General features: G+C 42.7%; 22 protein-coding genes. 6 read left to right on the forward strand and 16 right to left on the reverse strand.

From position 1 onward, the window contains the following. Window positions 1–39 precede the first annotated feature (39 nt). Window positions 40–1,971 (reverse strand): heparinase II/III domain-containing protein, encoded by a 1,932-nt coding sequence (locus ACFS6H_RS05830; protein ID WP_386096206.1) that lies wholly within the window; start codon window positions 1,969–1,971, stop codon window positions 40–42. Between the two features lie 349 nt (window positions 1,972–2,320). Here ACFS6H_RS05830 and ACFS6H_RS05835 point away from each other — a divergent pair, with 349 nt between their 5' ends. After that, window positions 2,321–3,721 (forward strand): hypothetical protein, encoded by a 1,401-nt coding sequence (locus ACFS6H_RS05835; RefSeq protein ID WP_386096208.1) that lies wholly within the window; start codon window positions 2,321–2,323, stop codon window positions 3,719–3,721. Between the two features lie 289 nt (window positions 3,722–4,010). Here ACFS6H_RS05835 and htpG read toward each other — a convergent pair whose 3' ends face one another. The 3 genes from htpG to ACFS6H_RS05850 all read right to left on the reverse strand — a co-directional run bounded on the left by htpG (window position 4,011) and on the right by ACFS6H_RS05850 (window position 7,413). Further along, complete coding sequence (htpG, locus tag ACFS6H_RS05840) at window positions 4,011–5,900, reverse strand: molecular chaperone HtpG (protein ID WP_386096210.1); 1,890 nt, start codon at window positions 5,898–5,900, stop codon at window positions 4,011–4,013. 281 nt (window positions 5,901–6,181) lie between these two features. Next, a complete protein-coding gene (locus ACFS6H_RS05845) occupies window positions 6,182–6,670 on the reverse strand; it encodes a hypothetical protein (RefSeq protein ID WP_386096212.1) in 489 nt (162 codons plus the stop codon). 98 nt (window positions 6,671–6,768) lie between these two features. Then, window positions 6,769–7,413 carry a DUF1003 domain-containing protein gene (locus ACFS6H_RS05850; protein ID WP_386096214.1) on the reverse strand — a complete coding sequence of 215 codons (645 nt, stop codon included), beginning with the start codon at window positions 7,411–7,413 and terminating at the stop codon, window positions 6,769–6,771. Between the two features lie 202 nt (window positions 7,414–7,615). Here ACFS6H_RS05850 and ACFS6H_RS05855 point away from each other — a divergent pair, with 202 nt between their 5' ends. Beyond that, window positions 7,616–8,935 (forward strand): amidohydrolase, encoded by a 1,320-nt coding sequence (locus ACFS6H_RS05855; RefSeq protein ID WP_386096216.1) that lies wholly within the window; start codon window positions 7,616–7,618, stop codon window positions 8,933–8,935. On the opposite strand, the gene ACFS6H_RS05860 is transcribed toward ACFS6H_RS05855, so the two are convergent. Then, a complete protein-coding gene (locus ACFS6H_RS05860) occupies window positions 8,936–9,754 on the reverse strand; it encodes a hypothetical protein (RefSeq protein ID WP_386096218.1) in 819 nt (272 codons plus the stop codon). Window positions 9,755–9,992: 238 nt separating this feature from the next. On the opposite strand from ACFS6H_RS05860, the gene ACFS6H_RS05865 reads away from it, so the two are divergent. After that, window positions 9,993–11,096: a pyridoxal phosphate-dependent aminotransferase gene (locus ACFS6H_RS05865; protein ID WP_386096220.1), complete on the forward strand. Its 1,104-nt coding sequence runs from the start codon at window positions 9,993–9,995 to the stop codon at window positions 11,094–11,096. 65 nt (window positions 11,097–11,161) lie between these two features. Here the strand turns inward: ACFS6H_RS05865 and ACFS6H_RS05870 are convergent, their stop codons facing one another. From ACFS6H_RS05870 to ACFS6H_RS05905, 8 genes are all read right to left on the reverse strand, one after another. After that, complete coding sequence (locus ACFS6H_RS05870) at window positions 11,162–12,733, reverse strand: S10 family peptidase (protein WP_386096222.1); 1,572 nt, start codon at window positions 12,731–12,733, stop codon at window positions 11,162–11,164. A 177-nt stretch (window positions 12,734–12,910) separates the two neighbouring features. Continuing rightward, window positions 12,911–14,176, reverse strand: a complete 1,266-nt coding sequence (locus ACFS6H_RS05875) for a PepSY-associated TM helix domain-containing protein (RefSeq protein ID WP_386096224.1) — start codon at window positions 14,174–14,176, stop codon at window positions 12,911–12,913. A gap of 155 nt (window positions 14,177–14,331) precedes the next feature. Then, window positions 14,332–15,252 carry a transporter gene (locus ACFS6H_RS05880; protein ID WP_386096226.1) on the reverse strand — a complete coding sequence of 307 codons (921 nt, stop codon included), beginning with the start codon at window positions 15,250–15,252 and terminating at the stop codon, window positions 14,332–14,334. 3 nt (window positions 15,253–15,255) lie between these two features. Next, entirely contained in the window at window positions 15,256–15,876 is a 621-nt protein-coding gene (locus tag ACFS6H_RS05885; protein ID WP_386096228.1) for a DUF2911 domain-containing protein, read from the reverse strand. Between the two features lie 40 nt (window positions 15,877–15,916). Then, on the reverse strand, window positions 15,917–16,939 hold the full coding sequence (locus ACFS6H_RS05890; protein ID WP_386096230.1) for a cytochrome-c peroxidase: 1,023 nt from the start codon (window positions 16,937–16,939) through the stop codon (window positions 15,917–15,919). 5 nt (window positions 16,940–16,944) lie between these two features. Further along, window positions 16,945–17,745: an MbnP family protein gene (locus ACFS6H_RS05895; RefSeq protein ID WP_386096232.1), complete on the reverse strand. Its 801-nt coding sequence runs from the start codon at window positions 17,743–17,745 to the stop codon at window positions 16,945–16,947. 127 nt (window positions 17,746–17,872) lie between these two features. Further along, window positions 17,873–18,022 (reverse strand): hypothetical protein, encoded by a 150-nt coding sequence (locus tag ACFS6H_RS05900; protein WP_386096234.1) that lies wholly within the window; start codon window positions 18,020–18,022, stop codon window positions 17,873–17,875. A gap of 68 nt (window positions 18,023–18,090) precedes the next feature. Then, window positions 18,091–18,465, reverse strand: coding sequence for a hypothetical protein (locus ACFS6H_RS05905; RefSeq protein WP_386096236.1), 375 nt, complete (start codon window positions 18,463–18,465; stop codon window positions 18,091–18,093). Between the two features lie 270 nt (window positions 18,466–18,735). On the opposite strand from ACFS6H_RS05905, the gene ACFS6H_RS05910 reads away from it, so the two are divergent. Then, window positions 18,736–19,758, forward strand: coding sequence for a peptidyl-alpha-hydroxyglycine alpha-amidating lyase family protein (locus ACFS6H_RS05910; RefSeq protein ID WP_386096238.1), 1,023 nt, complete (start codon window positions 18,736–18,738; stop codon window positions 19,756–19,758). 107 nt (window positions 19,759–19,865) lie between these two features. On the opposite strand, the gene ACFS6H_RS05915 is transcribed toward ACFS6H_RS05910, so the two are convergent. Continuing rightward, window positions 19,866–21,380, reverse strand: coding sequence for a serine hydrolase (locus tag ACFS6H_RS05915; protein ID WP_386096240.1), 1,515 nt, complete (start codon window positions 21,378–21,380; stop codon window positions 19,866–19,868). 108 nt (window positions 21,381–21,488) lie between these two features. On the opposite strand from ACFS6H_RS05915, the gene ACFS6H_RS05920 reads away from it, so the two are divergent. Further along, on the forward strand, window positions 21,489–22,031 hold the full coding sequence (locus ACFS6H_RS05920) for a winged helix-turn-helix domain-containing protein (protein ID WP_386096242.1): 543 nt from the start codon (window positions 21,489–21,491) through the stop codon (window positions 22,029–22,031). Window positions 22,032–22,132: 101 nt separating this feature from the next. On the opposite strand, the gene ACFS6H_RS05925 is transcribed toward ACFS6H_RS05920, so the two are convergent. Together ACFS6H_RS05925 and ACFS6H_RS05930 are read right to left on the reverse strand one after the other, a co-directional pair. Beyond that, window positions 22,133–23,539, reverse strand: a complete 1,407-nt coding sequence (locus tag ACFS6H_RS05925; RefSeq protein WP_386096244.1) for a serine hydrolase domain-containing protein — start codon at window positions 23,537–23,539, stop codon at window positions 22,133–22,135. Between the two features lie 140 nt (window positions 23,540–23,679). Then, window positions 23,680–24,477 carry a hypothetical protein gene (locus tag ACFS6H_RS05930; RefSeq protein ID WP_386096246.1) on the reverse strand — a complete coding sequence of 266 codons (798 nt, stop codon included), beginning with the start codon at window positions 24,475–24,477 and terminating at the stop codon, window positions 23,680–23,682. 169 nt (window positions 24,478–24,646) lie between these two features. Between ACFS6H_RS05930 and ACFS6H_RS05935 the strand changes: the two genes are divergently transcribed. Continuing rightward, entirely contained in the window at window positions 24,647–25,210 is a 564-nt protein-coding gene (locus ACFS6H_RS05935; protein WP_386097227.1) for a winged helix-turn-helix domain-containing protein, read from the forward strand. The last annotated feature ends 83 nt before the right edge of the window (window positions 25,211–25,293 follow it).

Consider the following 25,293-nt stretch of genomic DNA (forward strand, 5'->3'; position numbering starts at 1 on the left):
CTTAAATGAAAGGTTATGACCTCGTAAAAACGCATTAGGTTACTTACCACTGATAACAACTTTATACTGCTGTTTTAGTTTTTTATTCTTTGCCGTTAATACTATCCGGTACACTTCCTTGCCCCATACATTGGACAGGCGGGGATCGGTAACCGGTATGGTCTCGTATGTTGCCGCCAGTAAATTGGAGTCGTATTTAATAGAGATTGTTTCGCTTTGTTTTTCCAAAACAATACTACCATTATTTTCTATTACGGGTTTGGCCCAGCTCATCAGGTGGAAAGCGGTGGTGCTGTCGGCCTGGGTTAATACAGCATCATCGGTAATAGTCAGGCTATTAGCCTGTAAGCTAAACCGGCGGTCCCATTTTTTAATGCCGGCATCTTTGGGATAGGCCTGGGTAAGATCTAATGAGAATGTACTTTTCTTAGGATCAAACCTCGACTGTTGTGCTTTGTACTGTGCGCTAAATGGCTGTGCCTTTCCATTGATGAAGGGAACATTGTGGTAATTACTCTGCATGGTCCAGATGCTGTACCGTTTACTGCTGAATGTTTCTTTGGTATAAGTGCCCACGCCTACATCAATGATAAAAGGAATATTTTTATAATAAAGCGAAAAGGTACCGACGTCGTTATGGTTATGGCTTTCGTTGTTAAATCCACCTTTCGCCGCAAAGAAGAAGTTATTATTACGTATATAACAGAATTCGGTTTGCGGATACCAGGTGTAAGGAGCCGTTGATAAAGCAGGCGTAGTTTGTTTTACCTGTGTATAGGTTTGTATATTCTCTATAGTACGGTAAAAATCCCGGCCTTCATAGATGAACTCACGGGCCGTTTCTTTTTGTGCCAGGTGAGCAGCATAGGCTTTCATTTCATTACTGTTCACCGCCTGTCCGAAACGGTATACCAAACCGGCTTCTCCACCGCCTTTGGCCGAAGCATCGGCAAAGTTTACTACCCAGCCATTACCTACATAACTGCGGCTGATGTATTCGCCCATGTCTTTAATCATGGGATAACTGAAGATATTTATTTTACCGCCTGAGGCTTCGTTTAATACCTGTAAATAATCATACAGCTTACCGGCAGCATGTCCCCAATAGGAAGGGCCTTCTTCGCAGGCGCCATCTTCTTTTACATGGTTTAAAAATTTATCTACACTTTGCATGGTCTTGTATACACCTTTGGTCCGAACACTATCATCCGCCACCAGCAGCATACATACCAATACATTGGCATTACACCATACATTCCAGTTATTGATGGTGGCACCGGGTTTGGCATTAAAAGCCTGCCACCAGTAATTATCTCTTTGTAAATATGGAACGATGATGCGGTCGGTAATTTGTTTTTTTACTTTGGCTGCAATGACGGGGTCAACTTTATTCCACTCATCTTTAAACAGGTACAAGGCCCAGGATAATAAGGAGCCTATATCACCGGAAACAAGGTCTATGATCTCTTCACGAAAATCGGGAAGGGAACGCCGTGATTTTTGTACCACCTGGTGAGCGGATAAGGTCCAGGAGGAGTGCTCACAGATGGCCCACACCCCATCAATTACCTGATCCATAAACCGGCCTTTCCCTTCGGCCAGCTCTGCTATTAATAATGATGACAGCGCATTGACATTACTGTTTAACGGCGCTTCCATCGTGGTGCGTGTGCCGGTACGTTCATAGTCAAGATAAGCGGTGGCCGGTACCGTCTTCCATTGATAGGTTAAGAACTTGGTACCATTGGCGATCAAGCTGTCTTTGACTGTACCGGTGTATTTATCCCAGCCTGCCCTGTCGGCATATAGCGGGTATTTAACCCATTTGCTATTGGGTTGGAGGTAACCCGCCAGTTGTGATGCTGTTGCGGCCTGTACCAGCAGGTTCCTGTTGGCTTGCGCATGAATGACAGTTGCAAGCAATAACAAACAAAGAGAATATATAAAACGGTAACGTATGGTTGAAAACATAGAGCCCTGTATTTCTTTTAAAAGTAAAATTTTACTGATGAAATACGGGGCTTTGTAAGATGTTTATTTGTGCAAACGATTTACTCAACGAATAATAAATTAAATAGCCAGGGATTTTAAAGCTTCCATGATACGAACTTTTGAATTTCTTTTTATATTTTACAAACTTTAAACTGAAAATATAATAACCACCAAGCAAGCTATGAGAAGATTTCTATTGTTCTTAACTATCTGTTGGGCCGTGACCCTGCAGGCTCAGCAATTCAATGTTAATTTAACATCCCCGGGAAGCATAAAAAATAGTATATCGCCCTTCAAACGGTATGGTAAAAAGCTATACACGCATGAAATGGAATATACTAAATCACAGGCCCCTTATTTAACAAACTTTAAAAAAGTACGATACAAGCTGGAGCTTACACAATATGATGAGACATTTAAAGAGTTAAAGAAACTATCAATTGATAAAGGTGAAAAAGATTTAGGACCGCTTAGCCCGGTGGTACATTATGGTGCAACTGCTATTTATGTTTTGTATTCCCGGTTTGCTGATGATAACAAAATAAAAATGTATGTAGCCAAAGTAAATCCCGATGACCTGTCCGTAACCCTTACAAAGGAAATTATGGAACACGATCAAAACAATCAGGACTTCTGGGGCGCTATAAAAAGAATGGAACAGGCACATATTTTATATACTGCTTCAAAAGATGATAAAAAGATGTGGATTGTTCATGTGGCACCTACACAAATACTGAGTACGGTGATAGACGATGAACTCAACGTGGTTCAAAAAACAGAACCTATACCAGGTAAATTGGTAAACATACAGGTTACAGGTACTTATATAGGGAACGATGGCAATAAGGTGTTGGTGTGCCGGTATTATAGTGATGATAAAAATAAAGATTATGACAGAACCGTTTTTTTTCAAACGGCCAACACCAAGTGGGTATCAAAGCTTATTAATTTGCCGGATGGGTTCTCATTGGGATATCTTAGTGTACAGGAATCCAGGACGAGCACGAAGTTGTACTTTAGCGCCGAATATTTTGCTAAAAAACATGATGAAGGCAACCGGGGTGTTTTGTTGGGTGAGATAAATATTGCTGGCCAATCCATTTCCAGCCCTGCTATCCATCCATATACGGATGAGCTGAAACAACGAATCTTGGATCTTGATTTCGCTTCCAGGAAAAATGGAGAAATTGTATTCTTAGGGCGTGGTATAGGTTATAAGATCACTGAAATGGAAAATGGCACCATTGTTTTATCGGGTGATATGCATACATCTGCCAGCACAACGAATGGTACTACTTTTTATTATGTTGGTCCTGTAATACATGTTTTTATAACACCAAACGGGAAGGCAAACATGACACTGATACCTAAAAAACAAGCTAACGATGCTGTTACAGAGTTTTTTAACTATGTATATAAAGACAAGTTTATTTGCGTTTATGCGGATATTCCCAAGTTTCAGCAAAAAGAACTTAATGACAAACAAATAGGTTTGGTACGACGGGTTGTAGAAATGGTACCTGTTGCCAATGTGTATGATTCAGATGGGAAATTGCTGGAACGAAAAATGTTAATTGATAGTCCTAAAAAAATGAAAGGAAATGTAATGCTGGGCGGCCGGTCTAAATTGGCTGATAATGTATTCCTGTTCCCTGTTGGTAAATCCAAGGTGAATTTGATGGGGTATTATACAGATGTTAACGAGTTTTGTTATCTCGAGATTTTATAACACCTATAAGTATGATCAAAGGAGTTGCTATAGCCGACAGGCTGCCTGATGCGCAGGGGCAGTACGCAGCAAAGCGAAGTACCGGAGCGAAGCGGAGCCCGGAGCAGCAGGGACTGAAGCTGAAGGTTGTGCTACCGTTGAAAGCCCCTATAAGGGTTATAAGTAATAAGTTTTAAGTCTGGAAAGGTATAAGGCATAAGAAGTTGTAGGGTGTAAGGTTAAAGCTAGAGGGGAATATAAAAAAGCCGGTAACTTAACACTACCGGCTTTTTCTATTCTTATATTTCGTTTATAATTTAGCTACACTGCGTTTAATAAAACTGGTGAGCTCGCTGCCGGTTAATAAACCCTGCGACAGTAAGGCCAGGTCGAATGTTTGTTTGGCCAGTACCGTTTTTTCTTCCTCGTTTTCCAGTTGCGATAAACGTATCACCAGGGGGTGATTGCCATTCACCGTTACTTTATAGGTATCGGGCATATTGCCGTAGAAGCCCATCATACCGCCACCGCCCATAGCTGCCATATCTTTCATACGGCGCATGAACTCGTCCATGGTTACCGTTACCGGCATATCATCGGCCTGTAATGCTTCTACACTTACCTGCATATTGGGTTTGGCAATGGCAGTTTCAAATACCGTTTTTACTGCTGTACTTTGCTCCTCGCTTAAAGCCAGTGGCGGTGCATCGGTTTTGCTGATGAGGTTATCAATAGTATCGGCATCCACCCGTTTTACCTGGGTTTTTTCCAGCTTTTGTTCCAGGTGACTGATAAAGTGATTATCCAGCGGTGCATCCATTAACAATACATCGTAACCCTTGCTGTTAGCGGTTTGTATAAAACCGTCCTGTTTACCGGTATCATTAGTGTACAGGTAAATGAGCTGGCCGTCTTTATTGGTCTGGTTTTCTTTAACCTTGTTATGGTATTCTTCTAAAGTGAAGTTTTCTTTATTGGTGTTTTGTAATAAAGCAAACTGCTGGGCTTTTTCATAAAACTTTTCATCGGTGATCATACCGTATTTTACAAACAGGCCAATGTCTTCCCATTTGGCTTCATAACCTGCACGGTCTTTTGTAAAATGTTCGGCCAGCTTATCGGCTACTTTTTTAGTGATATAGGTGTTGATCTTTTTTACATTGCCATCGGCCTGTAAAAAGCTACGCGATACGTTCAGCGGGATATCCGGTGAGTCGATCACACCATGTAATAACATTAAAAATTCCGGTACAATATCTTTTACCTCATCAGTAATAAATACCTGGCGGCTGAACAGCTTGATCTTGTTGGGTCGCAGCTCCACATCTTTTTTCACCTTGGGGAAGTATAATACACCAGTGAGGTTAAAAGGATAATCAACGTTCAGGTGTATCCAGAACAGGGGGTCATCGGAGAAGGGATATAACTCTTTATAAAAGTTTAAATAATCTTCATCCTTTAATTCACCGGGCTGTTTAACCCAGATAGGGTGGGTATTGTTGATGATATTATCGATCTCAACCTGTTTGTATTTGGGTTTACCTTCTGCATCTTCACCATCAGGTACCGAGTTGGTACGGGTACCAAATTTAATAGGGATGGGCAGGAAGGGGCAATACTTGGTAAGTATCTCCTGTAATTTCTGCTGCTGCAAAAACTCTTCCGATTCGCTGTTGATATGTAATATAATATCGGTACCACGCTGTAAGCGGGTGCCTTCGGTTAACTCATACTCGGTACTGCCATCGCATACCCAGCGGGCCGGTGTGGCACCTTCCTGGTAAGAAAGGGTTTCGATCTCTACTTTATCGGCCACCATGAAGGCAGAATAAAAACCTAAACCAAATTTGCCGATCAGCTCGTTGGCATCTTTAGCATCCTTAAATTTTTCTACAAACTCAGTAGCCCCCGAAAAGGCGATCTGGTTGATGTATTTTTTTATTTCATCACCGGTCATACCAATACCACGGTCGCTGATGGTGATGATCTTCGCTTTTTCGTCAAAACTCACTTCTACCTGCAACTGGCCTAATTCGCCGTTATACTGACCTAATGACGCAAGGCGTTTGATCTTTTGTGTCGCATCTACGGCATTGGAAACCAGTTCACGTAAGAAAATCTCGTGATCGGAGTATAAAAACTTCTTAATAATGGGGAAAATATTCTCCGTATGTATGGAGATAGTACCTTTTTCTTGCATAATGGTTCAATTTTTTACAAATGACAATCCATCTTAGCAATAGCTGTTCCAAAGCAGGTAAATGGGACAAACTGGCAGAAGGACAGGGCCGGCACACACCCCCCGGCCCCTAAAGGGGAGGTCAGCGTACAATTTAATATTAAGTTCGGTTCGTGTCTCACGAACCGTGACCCGATTTACAGATAACTTCCGGTACTTGAGAGCCTGACCATTGCAGTCTCCCGCTACTGGAGAAGGGCCTGTATATTATGATTGTGGTTCATGGTGCCGCGAACTATACTTTATGTCGCGGTTCCAGTTTCCCGAACCGCGGATTGGTATTTTGTTTCCCGTAATAAAAACCAGGAAATAATAACGCCGGCAACAAAGCCTGAAAGGAGATATTTTTCAAAATGGACCTGGGACAAGGGAATACCCGCCTGTAAAGCCGGGTTAAGGGTATGATTTATCATGCCGGTTACCTGGTAACGATGAAAAATAATTGTAAGGGTAATTGAGAGTAGTATGACCAGAACAGTGCCTATTCTTTTTTGTTTCCCGGTAACCGGGGCATATTTCCAAGTCCAATATACAATCAAAGGCATCAGGCCTGTAGCGATACTAAACAGTACATGATTTACAAATGTTTTCTCTAAGGGGGGGGCTGTATAAAATCCATTGCCACTAACTGGTAATAATAAAGTATGCAACTGTCCCCAAAAGGAGTAAGTTATCATTAATAAAACCAGGCTGATAGCAATTGTAAGAAATAAAGGCAGCTTGTTTTTCATACTATTTTAAAACTTATATGTGGAGGTTCGTGAGACACGAACCAAGGCTAACAATAGTCCGGCAACCTCATTACCAAATTTTCAAATTAGCTAATTATCTAATTCCCCAATTTCTTCCCGATATTTTCCATCATTTCCATCTGCACTTCCTGTATCTGTAATAAGCGCTTGTTCTGGTGCAGTAAAATATGGTCCAGTTTTTCATGTAACATACGTATTTCCACCTCGGCTTTTAGGTTTACTTTGTAATCATGCTCGGCCCGTTCACGGTCCTTGGCTTCCTGGCGGTTCTGGCTCATCATAATAACCGGGGCCTGTAACGCTGCCACACAGGAGAGTATAAGATTAAGTAAAATAAAAGGATAGGGGTCAAAGCCTTTGTTATGAAACAGAAAGGCATTGATCAGCATCCACACCACCAGGATCACCATAAAGAGGATAATGAAATTCCAGCTACCCCCGAAAGCTGCTACCTTATCCGCCAGCTTATCCCCAAAGCTGGGCGGTTTGTTATTTTTGTGTTTATGGGAAATGGTCAGTTGTTTCTGGCGGATACTTTTGGCCACCATTTTCTCCACATCGTTCAACTCGCCTAATTCGGCATGCAGCAGTTCGTCAATATATTGTTTCCGGCTCTCGCTTATTTGCTCGGCACTAAGGTCAGTGAGGTCTTTCACCTTTGGATGCTGTTGATGTAAAAAATCAGAGAAGGAACATACTTCCATATCGATTGAGGATTTCATATCAGAAATTTTTAGAAAAGCTACGCCATTTTGTGCAAAGAGACTAAATAAGGAAGAAAGATGTATCATGGATAATCTTAATTATGTAGTATACAGTATATAGTATTCAGACCTTGCACTGGTGTAAGGATCCGGATGATAATAAAATTAAGTGTACAGGTATAACCGTATTAAAGTAAATTGCTGTTACAAAACTTTGCTTATGATACGGAAGTCGATATTAGCCGCTTTATTGGTATTTACAGGCGCACAGGTGTATGCACAACCCAAATGGCAGGCAAAAGTGGATGCCGCTGCTGCTGCCCTGGAACAAAAAGTGATCAGCTGGCGCAGGGATTTCCACGAACACCCTGAACTGGGTAACCAGGAAAAACGTACAGCCGGTATTGTAGCGGCCCATTTAAAAAGCCTGGGTATAGATGTGCAGGAAGGCGTAGCGGTTACCGGTGTGGTAGGTGTTTTAAAAGGAGGCAAGCCGGGCCCTGTGGTTGCCTTACGTGCCGATATGGATGCTTTGCCGGTAACGGAACGTGGCAACCTTCCCTTTAAATCAACCGTAAAAGCCAGTTTTAATAACCAGGAAACCGGTGTTATGCATGCCTGTGGTCATGATGCGCATGTGGCCATCCTGATGGGTGTGGCCGAGATACTGGCCGGAATGCGTAATGAAATAGCGGGTACCATTAAGTTTATTTTTCAACCTGCCGAAGAGGGCATCAGCGGCCTGGATACCTATGGAGCCAAACAGATGGTAGAGCAGGGTGTATTGAAAAACCCGGATGTGGCGGCTATATTCGGCCTGCATATCAGCTCTATTACACCGGTGGGGTCGCTTACTTACCGTCCGGGACCTACTATGGCCGCGGTAGATGAATTAAAAATAACGGTACATGGAAAACAAAGTCATGGTGCCCGGCCCTGGACCAGTATTGATCCTGTTGTAACCTCGGCACAGATCATCAACGGCCTGCAAACTATTATCAGCCGCAATATAGATATTACCAAGAACCCCGCTGTGGTGAGTATTGGCGCCATACATGGTGGTATACGCCAGAATATTATTCCCGAAAAAGTAGAGATGATCGGCACTATCAGGACCTATAATAAGGATCACCAGCAACTGATCCATAAACGTATTAACGAGGTAGCAAAAAATATTGCGGTAAGTGCCGGTGCCAGCGCCGATGTGGATATTGATATTTTATACCCGGTAACAAATAACGATAGTGCACTGACGCAAAAGATGTTGCCTACTTTACAACGTGTGGCCGGTAACCAGTTTGTATCGCTGGTGGAGCTGCAGACCGGCGCGGAGGATTTTAGTTTTTACCAGCAAAAAGTGCCGGGCCTGTTTTTCTTTTTAGGCGCTATGCCAAAAGAAGTAAGTGCGGCACAGGCAGCGCCACACCATACTCCCGATTTTTTTATTGATGAAAGCAGTTTTGTATTAGGTGTAAGGTCCTTAACCTCGCTTACCCTGGATTACTTACAACAACCTGCTTTAAAACCAGCTAAACGTTAATTATTTATAGCCTTCCCAGGTACGGTTATCTTTATTAAAAAACCACCAGTAGCCATTGGCGTAACTGAAATTAAAAGAATAATACAGGGGCGTACTAAAGCTCTCGGGTAATCTTTTTTTATCGGTCATTAAACCGGTTTTGGCACTGTAGAGTTCAATTACTTTCATATCGGCATTTAATACGGCATACTCGCTATCCTTAATACCGGTATATAATACGGTGGTATTACGTTCAGCCTGGCGGTCTTCCATATCCTGGTCACTTAACTCATCTGCCTGTTTTTTGCTGCTGCAGTTCAGGTACAGGGTTGTGCGGCCTTCCAGTTCACCGCCAATGGTTTTATAGCTATACACTATAAACTTATTGTCGGGAAAAAGGTAGCGTTTGTCCTTATCGTTATAAGTGCCCACCGATTGGTCTGTGGGTTGGTAGCTGCCTTCTTTATCGGTTTCCCGGTTAATGATCTCTCCTGTTGTATTTAAAATATAATGGCCTACACCACCTTCTGCATAACAGTTGTATTCGATCTGTTTGGTAGTGGCATTATACCATAAACCCCGGAGGTCGGCACCGGCTTCAAAATTACCATCAATTAAATGTCCTTTGTCGCTGAATATGGCCATCGGGTAAGTGGCGTTCCCGATCATGGATGTGTAATAGCGTTTAAACTTTGGGTGCCAGGCCACGGCGCCGGAGTTGCTGCCGTTTTCGCCGGGAATATATAAACTTAATTGTTTGCTTAACTGCTTTTGTGCATCAATGGCCGTTACAAAAAACAGGGAAGCAAAAAGACAGAGTAACAGGTGCTTGCGTTTCATTGTTTAGTGATTTTACGGTAAATGTACAACCCGGAAAAATGCCTGTCAATACCCTCAAAACGGTAGTGCATAAAAAGTGGTATAACCTTTACCCTGCGATTACCGGGAGGATCAGGCGTTTTATGGCAATAATATTCCTGCAACGGTGGTGTTTACTTATAAAAACTTTACTATTTACCGTTAAGCAGTATCGGCAACTACACCTTAAAAAATGTAACTTAGAGGCAAATCAATTGTTATGCAACGGAGGGAACTATTGAAAAGAACGGCAATGGCCGCTACTGCTTTTGCAATAAGCCGCGACGCATTTGCCGGCCTGTTTGATGATAAAATAAAGCAGTTGCCCCTTAACGAAAAAATTATCCGTATCGGCTCCAACGAAAACCCGCATGGTCCCAGCGCTTTGGCTAAAAAAGCCATGATAGATGCCGTGGCTTCGAGTAACCGTTACCCCTGGGATGTTACCACCAAACTGCGGGAGAGGATAGGTGAGTTGTTTAAGCTTAATAAGGATAATGTAGTAATAGGCGCCGGCTCATCTGAACTATTGGGCGTAACGGCCACCTGGGCAGCTTTACAAAAAGGAACCGCCATTGCACCTGATCCTACTTTCAGGTTATGGATACCGGCTGCTAAACGGGTTGGACTTCCTGTTAATTTAATTCCCTTAACAGAAAATAAAGTAACAGACCTGCCTAAGATGCAGGCTGCCGTGGATGCTACTACAAGATTGATCTATATCTGCAACCCTAATAATCCTACTGGCTCGATCATTCCTGCAAAGGAGCTGGAAGCGTTTATAAAAAACACACCGGCACATATTATTATATTGCTGGATGAAGCGTATACGGAGTTCAGTGACGAACCCTCCATGGCACACCTGGTAAATACACATCCTAACCTGGTGATCGCCAAAACATTTTCAAAAGTATACGGACTTGCAGGGGCAAGGGTTGGGTATGTACTGGCACATGCGGATACAGCAAAACAACTGGCCGATCTGCAACCCTGGGCCAATGCAGGCGCCAGCGCCGTATCGCTGGCAGGTGCGCTGGCTACCATGGAGGACAAAAGTTTTATACCTTACTGTAAAGCCGAAAATGAAAAGGCTAAAAAAATATTCTACTATTTATTAAGCGAACATGGGTTGCGTTATATACCCTCGTATACCAGCTTTGTGTACTTTGATGCTACCCGTTATCATAAGGATTTAAAAACCGTATTGGAAAAAAGTAACATCTTTGGCGCCCGTACTTTTGAAGAAGGCACCAAGTGGCTGCGTTTAAGTATGGGTACAGTGGAAGAAATGCGCGCCGTAGCCAAAGCATTGAATGAGGGATAAAATAATGGATCGTATAAAGAAGCCCCATCTTAAGATGGGGCTTCTTTATTAAACAATCTGCCTGATTAATATTTAGCGGGTTCACCCGGCTTTGGAGTTGATTTTTTAATGAACTGGCGTAAATGCTCGTTACTGCTGGCCAGGTCTTCTTTTCTTAAATACATCATGTGACCACTGCGGTATCCTTCCCAGCTGATGCGGCTGGATAATTTACCGGCAGGATCAATTTGCCACATATTGTATTTGGCATTGAAATAATCGCAGGCGCCATCATAGTAACCTGATTGTACCAGCACATGCAGGTAAGGGTTGGTGCTCATGGCACGGCCTAAATTTTCACCGGTGCGGTCATTGGTCCTGTCCCAGGGATTAACCGGCCCAAACATATAATAACGGGCATCGGTTTTGTATTTCAGTTCCTCACGCAGGTACATATTGATAGGTGGTGTAAAAGCATGTAACCAGGAAGTAAGTTCCGCATTATAATCAGGGCGCTCACCGGCATCTTTTTTATCAATACCACGGTAACGCGAATCCAGGCGGCCTACAGTAAATCCTTCCTTGCGTAATAACTCTTTCCAGAATAAATTGGTAGATACGTCCAGGTTGTTTTGCAGGTAAATGCTTTCGGCAATGCCGGAATAACGGGCCATTTTAGCGGCAATAACTTTTCTTTCCGCATCGCTTAACAGGCTGCCTTTATTAATAGCACTCACCAGTTCGTTCATGGTAAAAGCTTCTACTTCGGGCAGTACAGCGGTGAGGTCTTTTTGCTGCAGATCGGCAGGTAGTTTTTTATGGTACCAGGCAGTGGCCGCATAGTAGGGTAAACGCAGGGCAGCGGCCTGTGCCGGGCTGCGTTGTATGCCAAGGTCGGTAGGCGATACCAGTATCACACCATTCAGGTACATCCAGTGTGATTCCTGTAATTCCAGTGCCAAACCAGATACACGGGTAGTGCCATAACTTTCACCGATCAGGTATTTGGGCGATGACCAGCGGTTGTAACGGCTTACAAAGCTGTTGATCCACTCGGCCAGGTATTTTACATCGGCGTTGATACCAAAGAATTTTGTTTTGGGAACGTCCTTGCCCACAATGCGGGAGAAGCCTGTGTTTACAGGGTCTATAAATACAATATCGGCCACATCTAATATAGAATGCGGGTTCTCCTTAAAACCATAAGGTTGTACAGGATACCCTTCGTCATCAATCTTTATCAGCACAGGTCCGGTATAGGCAATATGCATCCATACAGAGGCAGTGCCCGGTCCGCCGTTAAAGGAAATAACCAAAGGGCGGGTGCCTTTATCACGTACATCGGTACGTTCATAATAAGTAAAAAACAAACCGGCAATGGTTTTGCCATCCTCGTCCCAAACAGGCATGGTACCTACGGTTGCTTTGTAAGGCACACGCTGACCTTTAATGGTTACTTCGTGATTGGAGGAACTGGTCGCATCCGGGTTAAAAGGAATATCCGAAGATTGTTTCTTCTCTTCGCGGGGAGCTGCCTGTGGCGTTGCGGCTGCAGGTGCAGCGCCTCCGGGAGCACCGCCACCCTGCGAACGGGGTTGAGCAAATAAACTACTGCATACCAATGCGGCAACCGGGAGTAAAAGGGCAATTTTTCTCATGAGTTAAAAAGTTGAGTATTGCCAAACTTATGAAAATAATTGCTGAATGCCTACCGGTGCTAAATATTTGTTATGAATGGTTAGTATTAAGCCGGTTTCACTGCCATTTTTTGGTTACGGTCAGCATAACTCCGGTCATCGTTCCTTGCGTCGCACACTTGTGCTGCAAAATATAGCTCAACGGTCTCCTTCCAGGTTCTCGGGAGCTAAGGGTAACGGGGTTATCACCCGGTTGCGCTGCTGCCTGCGTTTTGTTTTTAACTTGTTTAACCAGATCAGTGTACCGGTAATAGGCAGGGTAGTGGCTATTAAACAGGCAATAAAATAAATGATCTTGGTAAACATGCCATATACATTTCCTACGTGAATGGCTTTGATAGATCCTGCTACCCGTTCATTAAAAGGCTTGTCTTTAAAGATGTCTTTTTTGGTTACGCTGTTATTCACCGCATCAATAGTGAGTTTATCGGCTGCCGCGGGTGCAAAAAATCCGGTCTTGTATTTACTGATGTTCACCTGTTTAACCGGTTGTTCCGGCAGGCTGATACTATAATCACCTTTGTAAGGAAGGGCTTTGCCAGCAGCTGCTATATATTCGTTAATGTGTAGGGTGGTAAAACTGCTGTCTGTTACTTTGTCCTTTGCAGGTTTTTTATCCTGCTCTTTTGCTTTGGGCTGGTAAGTACCCAATGTTTTTTGCAGGCCGGTACGGTACCAGTCAAATGACCACTGTGGCCCGGTCAATCCCATCAACAGTAAAAACAACAGCGCATAAAATGCCAGGGTATTATGCAGGTCATGGTTCACTCTTTTCCAGTTGGCCTTCCATTTTATTTTTAATCCCTGGCGCCAGTATTTTACTTTTTGCGGAAACCAGATAATAAGACCGGTAATGCAACCCAATGTAAAAATAATGGTGGCCCAGCCGGTGATCATGCTGCCCAGCTCGCGGTTGGTCATGTTCTTAAAAATGGGTTGTTCTATCTTGTCCAGCAATAACCAGCGGTGCAGGCTGAACATGGTGCCCATGAACTCCTTGGTCCCGTTTTTTTCATTGCTGTTGCCTAAAATAGTGCCGGTATAAGGATTGACAAACTGTGTTACATTCCGGCTGTTTTTATCATTCGTTTTTTTTACTGCAAAACGATAGCTCTTATCTTTTGCTGCCGGAACGGTAATAGCGGTAATACTGGCTTCGGGGTTAGCCTGCTGAACAATTTGTAATAAGCTATCTACGGGTATTAGTGTGCTGCCTGGTTCGGCTTTAACGGTATACAAATGCGGGGCGGCTCTTTCTGTGAGTTCGGTATTAAACACATACACGGTGCCGCTAAAACAAACGGCTATTACGATTAAGCCGCTCGCGAGGCCCAGCCATAAATGAATATCATTTGCCAGTTTCCTGATCACCTGCCAGGTACTACGTTTTTTAACGGTTGACATATCGTGTTAACAGTTGAGCCGCGAATGTAATGGTATTGTCATGTCCGGCATTTACGGATTTGGGAAAAGCTGCTAAAACAGGGCGTTTTAGGCTGTTGGCAGATAAAGAACTGGTTATACAAAATAAGCGTACAACCAGTTCTACCCGTAAAATATCAGAATGTAAAGCTTACATGGAGCATACCCCTGTTTTTTGCCTTTACCTTATTTTCTCCCAGGGCTTGCTTTACCGGCGTTTGAAAATTAGCCCCCAGGCTAACATTCCCGATGTTAACTTCAGTACCGATAGTTCCCATTAAAGAATGCCCCCCTGTTTCCCAAACCTGTATATCCTTTGTTTTCAGGTCTTTTGAAGCCGTTTCATATAAAATACCGCTGTTGGGAGAAATGGTGATCTTATCATTTATGGCAAAACGGTAATAACCCAGCATATTCAGGGTTAATTTATTGCCGTACCGGTAATCGTATTTATTGGACGTATTTATTTTGTACCCGGCATTAACATTGATCCCCAGGTTCTGTAACCGGATATCATACATGGTATGCAATGAAAAGCCAAAGCTGCCTGTACCCAGTTGAAAAGTATTCAGTGAAGACTGGCCGATATTCTTTTCTTCGGGGTTGTATTTTCCTGTGGGAGCCTTTAACCCGCCACCGATCCATAATGATTGCGACAGTGTTTTGATTCTATATATTTTTTGACTATTGAATAACTGGTAATAACCGATCACCGTCATATCGCCCAGGCCCTGCGTATGCCTGTTTTCCTGCTGATTGGTACGTTCAATAAAATTATAAGGAATAAAAGCGGCCAGCCGGAACCGTTTACCAATATTGGCAGCGCCCCATAGCTCGGTAATATTAAACCGTTCTGTGGTGGTAAGATAGGTGGAGGAACCTCCGGGGCCTAAATGATACCTTACTCCATTATGCTGGTACCTTAAGCCGATGAAACGTTTTTTAAAATCGGGTAATATGCCCATGTAGGCGCTGCCTGTACCTGCACCGCATATATCACAGGCATGCAACAGCTGACCCGTTGTTAAAACGAGTAATAACAAAATAAGCTTCTTCATGTACTAGATTGTTTTGAAAGGGATGGTGATTTTTATGTTTTCCCAGCGCATGATCACCGCGCCGGTATGTTCACCGGTTGCCATTACCGAGTAGGTAAGGCGTTGGGTCATCGTATCTTTTTCAGGGGTAACTGTTAACCGGACAATATCATCCTTTTCATTGTACTCATCGGCCAGGTGCTGATCGTAATGGGTATTAAATATCACCTGCCAGCTTTCTTTTTGCGGAATAGTGAACAAGGCATAGGTACCGGCCGGAATTTCTTTGCCCGCGATCTCTACCGGTTTATAGAACCGGATGGTGGTAGCGGCATGTGCACCTGTTACCCATACTTTGTCATATGCTACCAGCCCGCCCCAGATAACCCTGCCCTTAACCCCGGGAGAGCTGTATTCTATATGTACATGGGTGCCGTTAATGGTGTTCATGGCAGTACGGTGCGGGCTTCCTTTCAGCGTATCTTCTTTTATAAAACCGTTATTCAAACTATCAATATAACTATTGCTGCTCCCGATCATCTGGTGCAGCGAGTGATCGGTACCTGCTTTCGGTGCAGTTGTTTGCTCATTATTACAACCCATTATAACCAGTATAAGCAGGCTGATACATATTGTTTTTATCATCGTTTATATTTTTATGATGCGTTTAGTTAAATATTCTGAGTTATTGTTCTGCCAGCAGCCGGTTGGTAATAAACTCCCTGTCATTTAATGTTCTTAAAAATGAAAGCAGTTTTGTTTTATCATCTTTTGTTAAACTAATGCCCAAGCGGCCGGACTGTTGTAACAAAGGGTCTAAGTTAGGTGTATTTTGAACCTGTTCACTATAATGGTCCAGCACTGCCGGCAGAGTATAAAACCTGCCGTCGTGCATATAGGGTGCCGTGAATTGTAAATTACGCAAACTGGGCACCTTGAATTTATAACGGTCCAGCGGGTTCAATGTTATTTCCGAACGGCCCGCATCATCATTTGAGCCAATGGCAATACCGTTATTCCGGAAGGAATGATCAGTAAACAAGGGTTCGGTATGACAACTATTACAATGCTGCCTGAACAATACATAACCCTGTTCTTCCTCTACACTGAATTTGGCCTGCCCTCTCATTACGCTGTCATACTTTGATTCGCTGCTGATACACATGATCATGAACTGTGACAGTGCCTTCATGGTATTGGCAGTGGTGATCTCTTTTGTACCAAAGGCCTGCTGGTATAAGTCCGGGTAACCTGGGTGTGCCCGCAGTTTATTCAAAATATTGGGTATGGTCTCGTCCATTTCCTCGTGTGCCGTAATGGGTACAATGGGTTGCAGGTCAAGATCAAATACGCCTCCGTCCCACATAAAAGCAGGCATCCATGCCAGGTTCATGATAGGAGGGGAATTACGCCTGCCCAAACGATCATCAATACCATGACTTACATCGTGACCGTGTTGGGTAAAGGCAGCGGATTGTATATGACAACTGCCGCAGGAAATACTGTTATCCCTGGATAAGCGGGGTTCGTAAAACAATTTCCGGCCCAGTTCAAAACCAGCTTTGGTTACAGGGTTACCTGTTACATTATAAACAGGTTGGGGAAAATGATCCGGCTTGCGAAAACCGGTGAACCGGTCAATTGCTTCCTTTGTACAGGCAAGCAGTCCGAAAGATAAAATAATAACACCGACTATTTTTATATGCATGGTGATTAGTTTTCAGTATGATCATGATAAAACATGGTTGCATAGTTGTTGGCTACATTCAAGCTGTAATTGCTGAACATAATACTCGGGTTAGCCGCAATACTTATATTGGTAGTGCCATTAAAAACTTTCATTAAATCCACCAGGTAATGAATATTGGCGGTTCTGCCGGCACGGGCCTGGGCAATACCGGAAGCGGTAAGATCGGTAGTAACGGTTTTAATATTATTAATGGTAGGCGCCGAATAGCCGCCAAATCCACCAATATGAAAACGGTATTTGCGTTGGCCACTCGGATCAACAGGAGCAAGCGGTGAAGTGCCCTCCAGTCTTAAAAATATATACCCGCTGTTCCAGCCCCAGTACATGCCATCGTCCATCCCACCTGCAGGGTCTAAAACACCTGTACGTTGGGTAATATCCATGGTACTGCGTAAACTATCCACACCTACTACAAAAGAGATCTGGTGATAATTTCCTGCGGGTACTTTAAATCGGGCAAAGCGTGTAAGCGGGTCACTTTCTTTAATGAGGAAATAACTGCTGTCCTGGTTTACTACATACTCCGTGCCATCAGCTTTCCGCAGTTTAATATTGCTGATATAATATTGCGCCATAGAAACCGTAAAAGGTTCACCGGCCGCATTGGTATACGTAACGGTATTAAGAAAAAGGTTTTGACCACCCATGATATTATCAAACTCAACGGTCATCTCTGTCATCGTTTCATCGTTTTGCGGTTGTTTCTCTTTCTTGCAGGAGAATAGTCCGAGGGTCATTGCAGTATATAAAAATATTTTTATCATGATTATTGATTGAAGGGTGTAAAGATTTGTTTGGATGAAGCCGGTATGGCATTATGACCTTTCCGGCCGGGCAAAGCAGTAGCTAAGGCCGCTATGCCTGATCAATTTTTTTTATTGACTTAACAGGTTATTTTCCGAAAAATGATTGCAGGATATGTATGATCGTTTCATGCTGCAGGAATAATATAATGGCCCACACTATCCAGATAAGAATAGTAAGGGTTATACGCAGTCTCCTGATCAGTATGATATCATACCCATGGTATGGTTTTACCATCTGTTTCAATTTTTGAACATAATAATCCTCATTGCCTGTATGGGCAATGGAAAATGTAGTCAGCACAACTAAACAAGATCGGGGGGATGGAAGAAGAAGTCGGGGCGATCTACCGGTGTGCCGGAGTTGGCAATATAATAAACCGGTTTGTTATGCATTAAAGCCACTTCTTTATAATCGGGAAAAAAGGATTTAGAGGAGATGACTTCTGCCTTGTTAGCGAGTTTCATCTGTGGAGCCTGTTCCTGTTCTTTCTTTTCCTGCTCCTGTATCCTTTTCATTAAAAGACACTTACCGTTACATTGCAGTTTGGGGCGGTTTTTATTTTCGCATTTGGCCAGGTATTCTGCCTTGTCTACTAAATAGTCCAGGTAATACACTCCCTGGCTAAAGGTTTGACCCACAAAGGCAAGGAGTAATATAAAGGATGCTATTTTATGCACAGTGGCGCAAAGTTAGTGAATTAACTGATATTGGAGTTGGCCCTTAATAGTAAGAAAGGAATATTTATAAACAAGTTGAAATGAGAAATGTAAAGTAAACATTGAGCAGCGGTTAATTCATATCGCTCGGTGGTTTGATAGTCCGGTCGTTGAGTGATATTGCTATTAAAACTTTATACTACATTTGGTCTGGCGCGATTTAAATATCAGAGCAAGCGACAATTCGTGAGCATCTGTAAAGTGTACCGGACAATCTTACTAATTTGATAAATGGTGAAGAAAATAATTTATTGTCTACTCATTTTAACCGGACTTTTCTGTGCAGCATATTTTTTACAACCCATCAAAAAAGGAAAGGGACTTGACAGCTCAGTGAAATATGAATTGGTAAAGGACTGGCCGAACCTGCCGGAAGAATTGATATTGGGTAACCCTACAGGCATTGGCATTGATACAAGCCAAAATATTGTGGTTTTTCACCGGGCAAACAGGGATTGGCCTTTATTTGGTTCAATGCCAGACAAACCGATTCAGCATAATACCATTTTAATTATTGATAAAGACAACGGAAAAATTGTAGAAAGCTGGGGTGACAATTTATTGATCATGCCACACGGTTTAAAGGTTGACCATGAAAATAATATTTGGGTCACAGATGTCGGGTTACATCAGGTTTTTAAATTTGATCATAACGGAAAGTTATTAATGAAGCTTGGTGAAGCAAAAGTTGCAGGTAGCGACAGTTTGCATTTTGACAAACCAACCGATATTGCCATAGCAGATGATGGTTCATTTTATGTAAGTGATGGTTATGGAAATAGCAGAATTATAAAATTTTCAGCATCTGGAGCATACTTAACTGAATGGGGAAGAAAAGGGGATAAGCCAGGCGAGTTTAATATTCCTCACGGTATTACTGTTGACAGTACGGGGAATATTTATGTTGCGGACAGGGAAAATAACAGAATTCAAATATTTGATCCAAACGGGAACTATATCAAACAAATTTCAAATGAAAGTTTTGGGGCCATTGGTGCTGTAGGACTTGATAAATCAAAAAAGAAATTATTTGCAGTTGATGATGTTAGTTTTTTAAAACTTAAGCATCGTGGCGCTGATGTTTTCATATTTGATACAATGGGTCGGGTGCAAACAAGATTTGGCAGAAGCGGGCATTACGATGGCGCAACTTCATGGTATCATGACCTGGTAGTTGACAAGGATGAAAACATTTATGTTGGTGATATCCTGAACAATACCATTCAAAAATTTAAAAAGGTTCCGGTAAATTAATAAAGAAGTAAAAAGGCAAACCTGAACGATAATAACCGGTAACCCATTGTCCCAAAAGGGAAAAAATTGGGGATATTCGATCGGGCTTGCTCTTTAAAGTAGTACAATTAATTAGCCAAAATTTTCTCCAACGCTTCTTTGCTCTCCTTATTGCCCGGATTGATCTCCAGGGCCTTTCTATACATGAGGATGGCTTCTTCTTTGTGGCCGCTTTTAAGCAGTGCCTCCCCGTAGCTGTCGTACACGTTATAGCTGTAGGGAAACAGTAACATGTTAACTTTGAATACTTCCAGGGAAAGTTGCTGAGCATTTTTAAGTTTACTCTCGTAAAGCAACTGGTAGCCAAGCAGGTTAAGTTGCTCCTCATCCACGTAGTAATGCAGGGAATCTGATTTTAATTGAACCAGTCTGGCAAACGCGACCGCAGGCCCTTTGTTTATCAGGGCTATGCCATATTCAGGGGCAAGAGATTTTTTTCGAATGGTAAGTACTTTGTCGTTCAACACTTTCATGGCATTTACACCGGTGCGGTAAATGCCGTCGCTGAATCTATTATCTAATACTACCACCAGCTGATTTTTAGAAATGTTGCGGAGAAATATTGATACGGCTCCCGGTACACCGCCGCCATGTCCTACTATTTTCCCTGCTGTGGTATCGGCAAATATAAACCAGCCAAGCCCATACGACATTTTGCCGATCCCGATATCAGCATTGACCACTTCACCATTGTTTAATGTTGCAGGCAGGAAGGCTTCAGCAAGTGTTACATTTTTTAACAGCTTCCCTGTATGTAATGCCTGGTCAAAATTTTGTAAATCTCTTGCTGTTGTCACTACGTTTCCCTGTCCGGTGAACCCATTCAGGTTATAGGTCCTCCACCTTAATTTGGCAATAGCAGTTACATCAACAGGTAAGCTGTCAAATAAAGCAGGATACTGGTGATTTACGACGAGATCCGGGTCAGCACTCCCGATCGGTTTGTCCGTTAAAAAATAAGAAGAAGACATTTTCGCCGGCTGGAAAATGAATTTACTGACATACGATGAAAACCGGGTACGGCTAACTTTTTCTACGATCATTGCCAGCAAAGAGTAGTTGGTATTAGCATATTGCCATTTTTCCCCCGGCAGGAAATACAAGGGCTTAGTCCATTTTTCCAGTGCCGGGAGGATGTCATTGTTGGTGAAAATCTGCTGTGGGTTTTCATCCACGAGTTTCCCGTAAAGCTCATAATCGGGCAGTCCCGATGTATGTGTCAGCAGGTGGCGAATAGTAATACCGGAATAAGGGAAGGCGGTTATATATTTCACTACCGGATCATTCAGGTCCAATTTTCTTTTTTCTTTGAGTTGCAGGATGGCAACGCTGGTAAATACTTTTGCTACTGATCCTATGGAAAACCTGGAGGCTGGTGTAATTGGTTTTTTATCACTAAAAGCTGCATAACCAAACGACTTTTCATAAATGACTGATCCCTTCCCGGAAACAAGTACATTGCCATTGAACTGACCGTATTTTTCAAGGGATTGAAACAGGCTATCTAGCCTCACCGCGGAGCTCTGACCGGTAAGTGTCAGGGAAAAGAGACTCAATAAACTGATTGGAACTATTTTTTTCATGGCATTCATTTAGCGGCTAAGCTATCCCGGTACAATTGATTTACAGCGAAATAAAGGTTTAGAAAACCTGAATAAAGCTTTAGATTTGTGTTTAAACCTGGTTAAACCATGCCCGACAGTGTTTTTATCATCAATAATCGCTTCGAGGTTAACTCCGGTAAAGGTGAAGTGTTGGATACTGTAACCAACCAGCGCAACCATCTTGAGCCGAGGCTGATGAAATTACTCTGCCTGCTTGTGGAACAGCGCGGCAAAGTTGTTGCCCGCGAACTGATTATCCGCGATATCTGGAACGATTATCCCGGGGCCGGTGATGGACTGAACCAGGCAGTTTCTTTTCTTCGCAAGGAGCTGGCAGATAATAATAAGGAAATCATTAAAACGCTCCCGAAGGCCGGTTACCAGTTTAATGGATTAATCAGCGGGGTGGCTGAATCGCCTGTGTCGGCCACTTCTAACAAAAGGGATATTTCAAAATGGTTATCTATCAGTGCTATTGCTCTTGTCATGGTTTTTATTACCTGGTATTTTGCAACCGGTAAAGCAACTAATGGGAATCCGTTGACCGGTGAACAGGTCAAAATGGATAAAGATCAGGCAAGATGGGATTCTATCCATCAGGCTAAAACGCTTCAATCGCAAAATAAGTGAACTTACCGGCTCCTTAACGGGCTAACCTGTAAGCCTGGAGAACCGCTACCAGGTTTCCCTATGTCATATCCCGGCTTTAAGTTAACCTGTCCTCTGATGTATTAATCTTTATCTTTTACCCAGGTCAGCTGCCCCATTACCACTGCTTTTATTCCATTCATATCATTGGTTAAAAAATTGTAACCAATGCTGTAACTGCCATGAGTTTGTGCTTTAAACCGATTGTTACCGTTGGCTATTAAGGGCTGTTGGGGAAGTTCTTTTTCAAGGTAAGTAGAATAAAGCCGGCCATCTTTTACATAAATATTCAGGCTGTCAAAGCCGCCTTGCAGGCGATAAGTTCCCACAAACTTTGTCATTTCCGGAGCAGGTTTTTTGTAAATGGGTGATACCAGTTTACCGATGTACTCATTCATTTTGTCAAATTCGAAATCGGTAGTATTGGTGAGTATTACCCATCCAATTTCCAGGTCAGGATAGAAAGCGACCAGGCAACGATACCCCAACATACCTCCTTCGTGTAATACAATGGGGTAGGAGGGTTTCCAGCCTATTCGCAGAGATTGCATCATGCGCCTGTTTTTCAGCGAAAGAATTTTATTAGCGGCTGAGCTTGTATCGAATTGAAAACTAATATACTTCGCCAGGTCTTTGGCTGTCGAATACATTCCCCCTGCATATAAAGCAGAGTTAGAATGAAAAACGGGCGTTTTTACGAACTGTTGCAGATGCTCATCAAAATAATATCCTTTCGCTACAACGGTAGAGCCGAAACTTTCGGTACCTATGCCGCTACTGGTCATCTGTAAAGGCTTACAGATATTATTTACTATATACTCACTATAATCCTGTTTGGCTGCTCTTTCTAGTGCAATGCCAAGCATGGAGTAGCCCAGATTGGAATATTGCCGGTCTCCGTAGCTGAGCAATTGATATTCCGGGTGTACTTTTTTAATGTATTGCAATGATTGCAGTAATTCCTTTTTGCTGGAAGGTTCCAGGCTCGCGTAATAGGTACGGTTCAACAGCCAGCGGTCGACTTGTTTGGCAAAGTTCACATCGGCGGGTGTATTACGTGGCATACCGGAAGTATGTGTAGCCAGTTGGAGAAAACTAATACCAGTTTCTGTAACCCGATTTTTATCTCCTTTATACTCAGGCAGGTATTTCCTGATGTCTTCCTCCAGTAGGATTTTATTTCGCTGTACCAGTTGCATGAACATAGTAGCTGTAAATGTTTTGGTTACCGACAAAATGGGATAACGGCTATCAATTGTTGCGGCCACTTTATTTTCTACGTCCACATACCCCAGTGATTCACTAAACACTATTTCTTTACCGTGCACAATGGCCACTACAATGCTGGGGGTGGGGTAGCGATCTTTAAATCCGGCAATACCTGACTTTAATTGTGCAATGGTAGAGTCGGGTAGTTGCTGTGCCGTGGAAACTACAGGTACCACTATCAGCAGGCAAAGACGGAAGATCAATGAAAAAGAGTTTAACATCGGCGGTAAGTTTTTGTGTAAAGGTTAGACGCCGTTGCTAATTACCTGGTTACAGGCAAACACGTCCAATCTGTGTTATTGGTGCTTTAAAGATGTAGCATCCGTTTCCCAAAGTTAGCTATTGAAAAGGATCAGTACAATTACTGTTTTTCTTTTCCCGGAACAATGCTGAAAGGAAGGCTTTCCCGATGCCGGGCATAATAACTAAGCAGGACTTGTCTTAATGATATATCGTTTTCCATGCGATCAAAACAATATTGTCGCACGCGGGCCAGGTAATCATCAAGATGACTAATGGCCGGTTTTTCTTTTTTCTCACCCGCTTTGATATAGGCTTTGAAATTTTCGACAAACTGGCCAGGCTTACCACCCACTGGTTTGAGGTTTTCGAAGATTGCTTCAAAACAAAATGCTTCCAGCAAGGTATAATCCTTAAGGAAAGAAACATCTGTCAACCCATTCAGGCTGATACAGATAGATGAAATTATCGTTGAATCTGCTCTTACACCGCTGCAGTAGAAAAAACGGGCTGCTACCACCATCAGCTCATCGGTGCTATAGGTTGCTTTTTTTAAATCAGCGGTAATAAACGGATCGGCCAGACTGCTGAAGTAGGACATAAATAAGCTGTCGCTTGCAAGTGCTTCGGAGTATAATTGATTGATTTTGACTGTATCCGGGTACAGGGCTTCGTAAGTGTTTTGAAAACGATTTTTATTGAGCAAAATATACCTGAACCGTCTTGGGTACTTTTGTATCGCTTCTCCAAGTTTACCGGGTAAGGATTTTTTGAGTTCAGGTGAAACACCTAAATATTTTTCTCCGCCTTCTTCTTCAAAATATTGTACGTTCAGCCGGAAATAGTTGCCGGGCTTTGGCTGCCCGCTAACCGTAAGAAATTGAATACCCATACAGATGAACAACAGGAATCGTTTCATATTAAATCATTATTTTAAAAACCGAATGTAGCGACTAAGCATGCTTACCGGCTTTTAGAAAAGGTTTTGAAAAACTGAAGAAAAGCTGAAGAAATTGGTTATAAGCACTATAAATACCCGGATTTATTATTTTTGAGACAAAGCCTTTTATATGGATGCCCCATTTTTTATGAATAACAGATTTAAAGTAGAGGAGGCGGTAAATACGGTAACCGATACAAATACCGGGGTTGTTACCAGGCTGGAACCCCGAATCATGAAACTGCTTTTACTGCTGGTGCAGCATCAAGGCAAAGTTGTAACCCGGCAACAAATAATTACAGATGTATGGGACGATTATGGGAATGCGGATGAAGGTCTTAGCCAGGCTATTTCTTTTCTGAGAAAAATATTGGGTGATATAAATAAGGAACTGATCAGGACGATCCCGAAGAAAGGTTATATGCTTGCTGTACCGGTGTCCTCCCTACCTGAAGATCAGCCGGCGGCGGCGCCTGTTAATCCTCCAAAACTCCGCAGACCATATATTGTTATAAGTGCTATTTCAGTCATAATAGCAGTCGCGGCAGTTGTTTACTTTCTTACAGCGCCTGGGCACACTCCTGATTCTAAGGGTGTTGTTGAGCCGCCCGGTGCCGACAAGGATACATTATATCAATACCAGGAGATGAAGGAAGCACTTGAGCAACAAAAAAAGGGGAGTATTAACGATGATACACTTAACAGGAGTTAATAACACTTATGAGGCGCCTGTTCTGATCTTCATATAGTTAAGGACTTAACAAAAATAAAAAAAAGGACAAAGCCCAAAAATGA

Source organism: Terrimonas rubra (assembly GCF_042686025.1).
GTDB lineage: Bacteria > Bacteroidota > Bacteroidia > Chitinophagales > Chitinophagaceae > Terrimonas > Terrimonas rubra.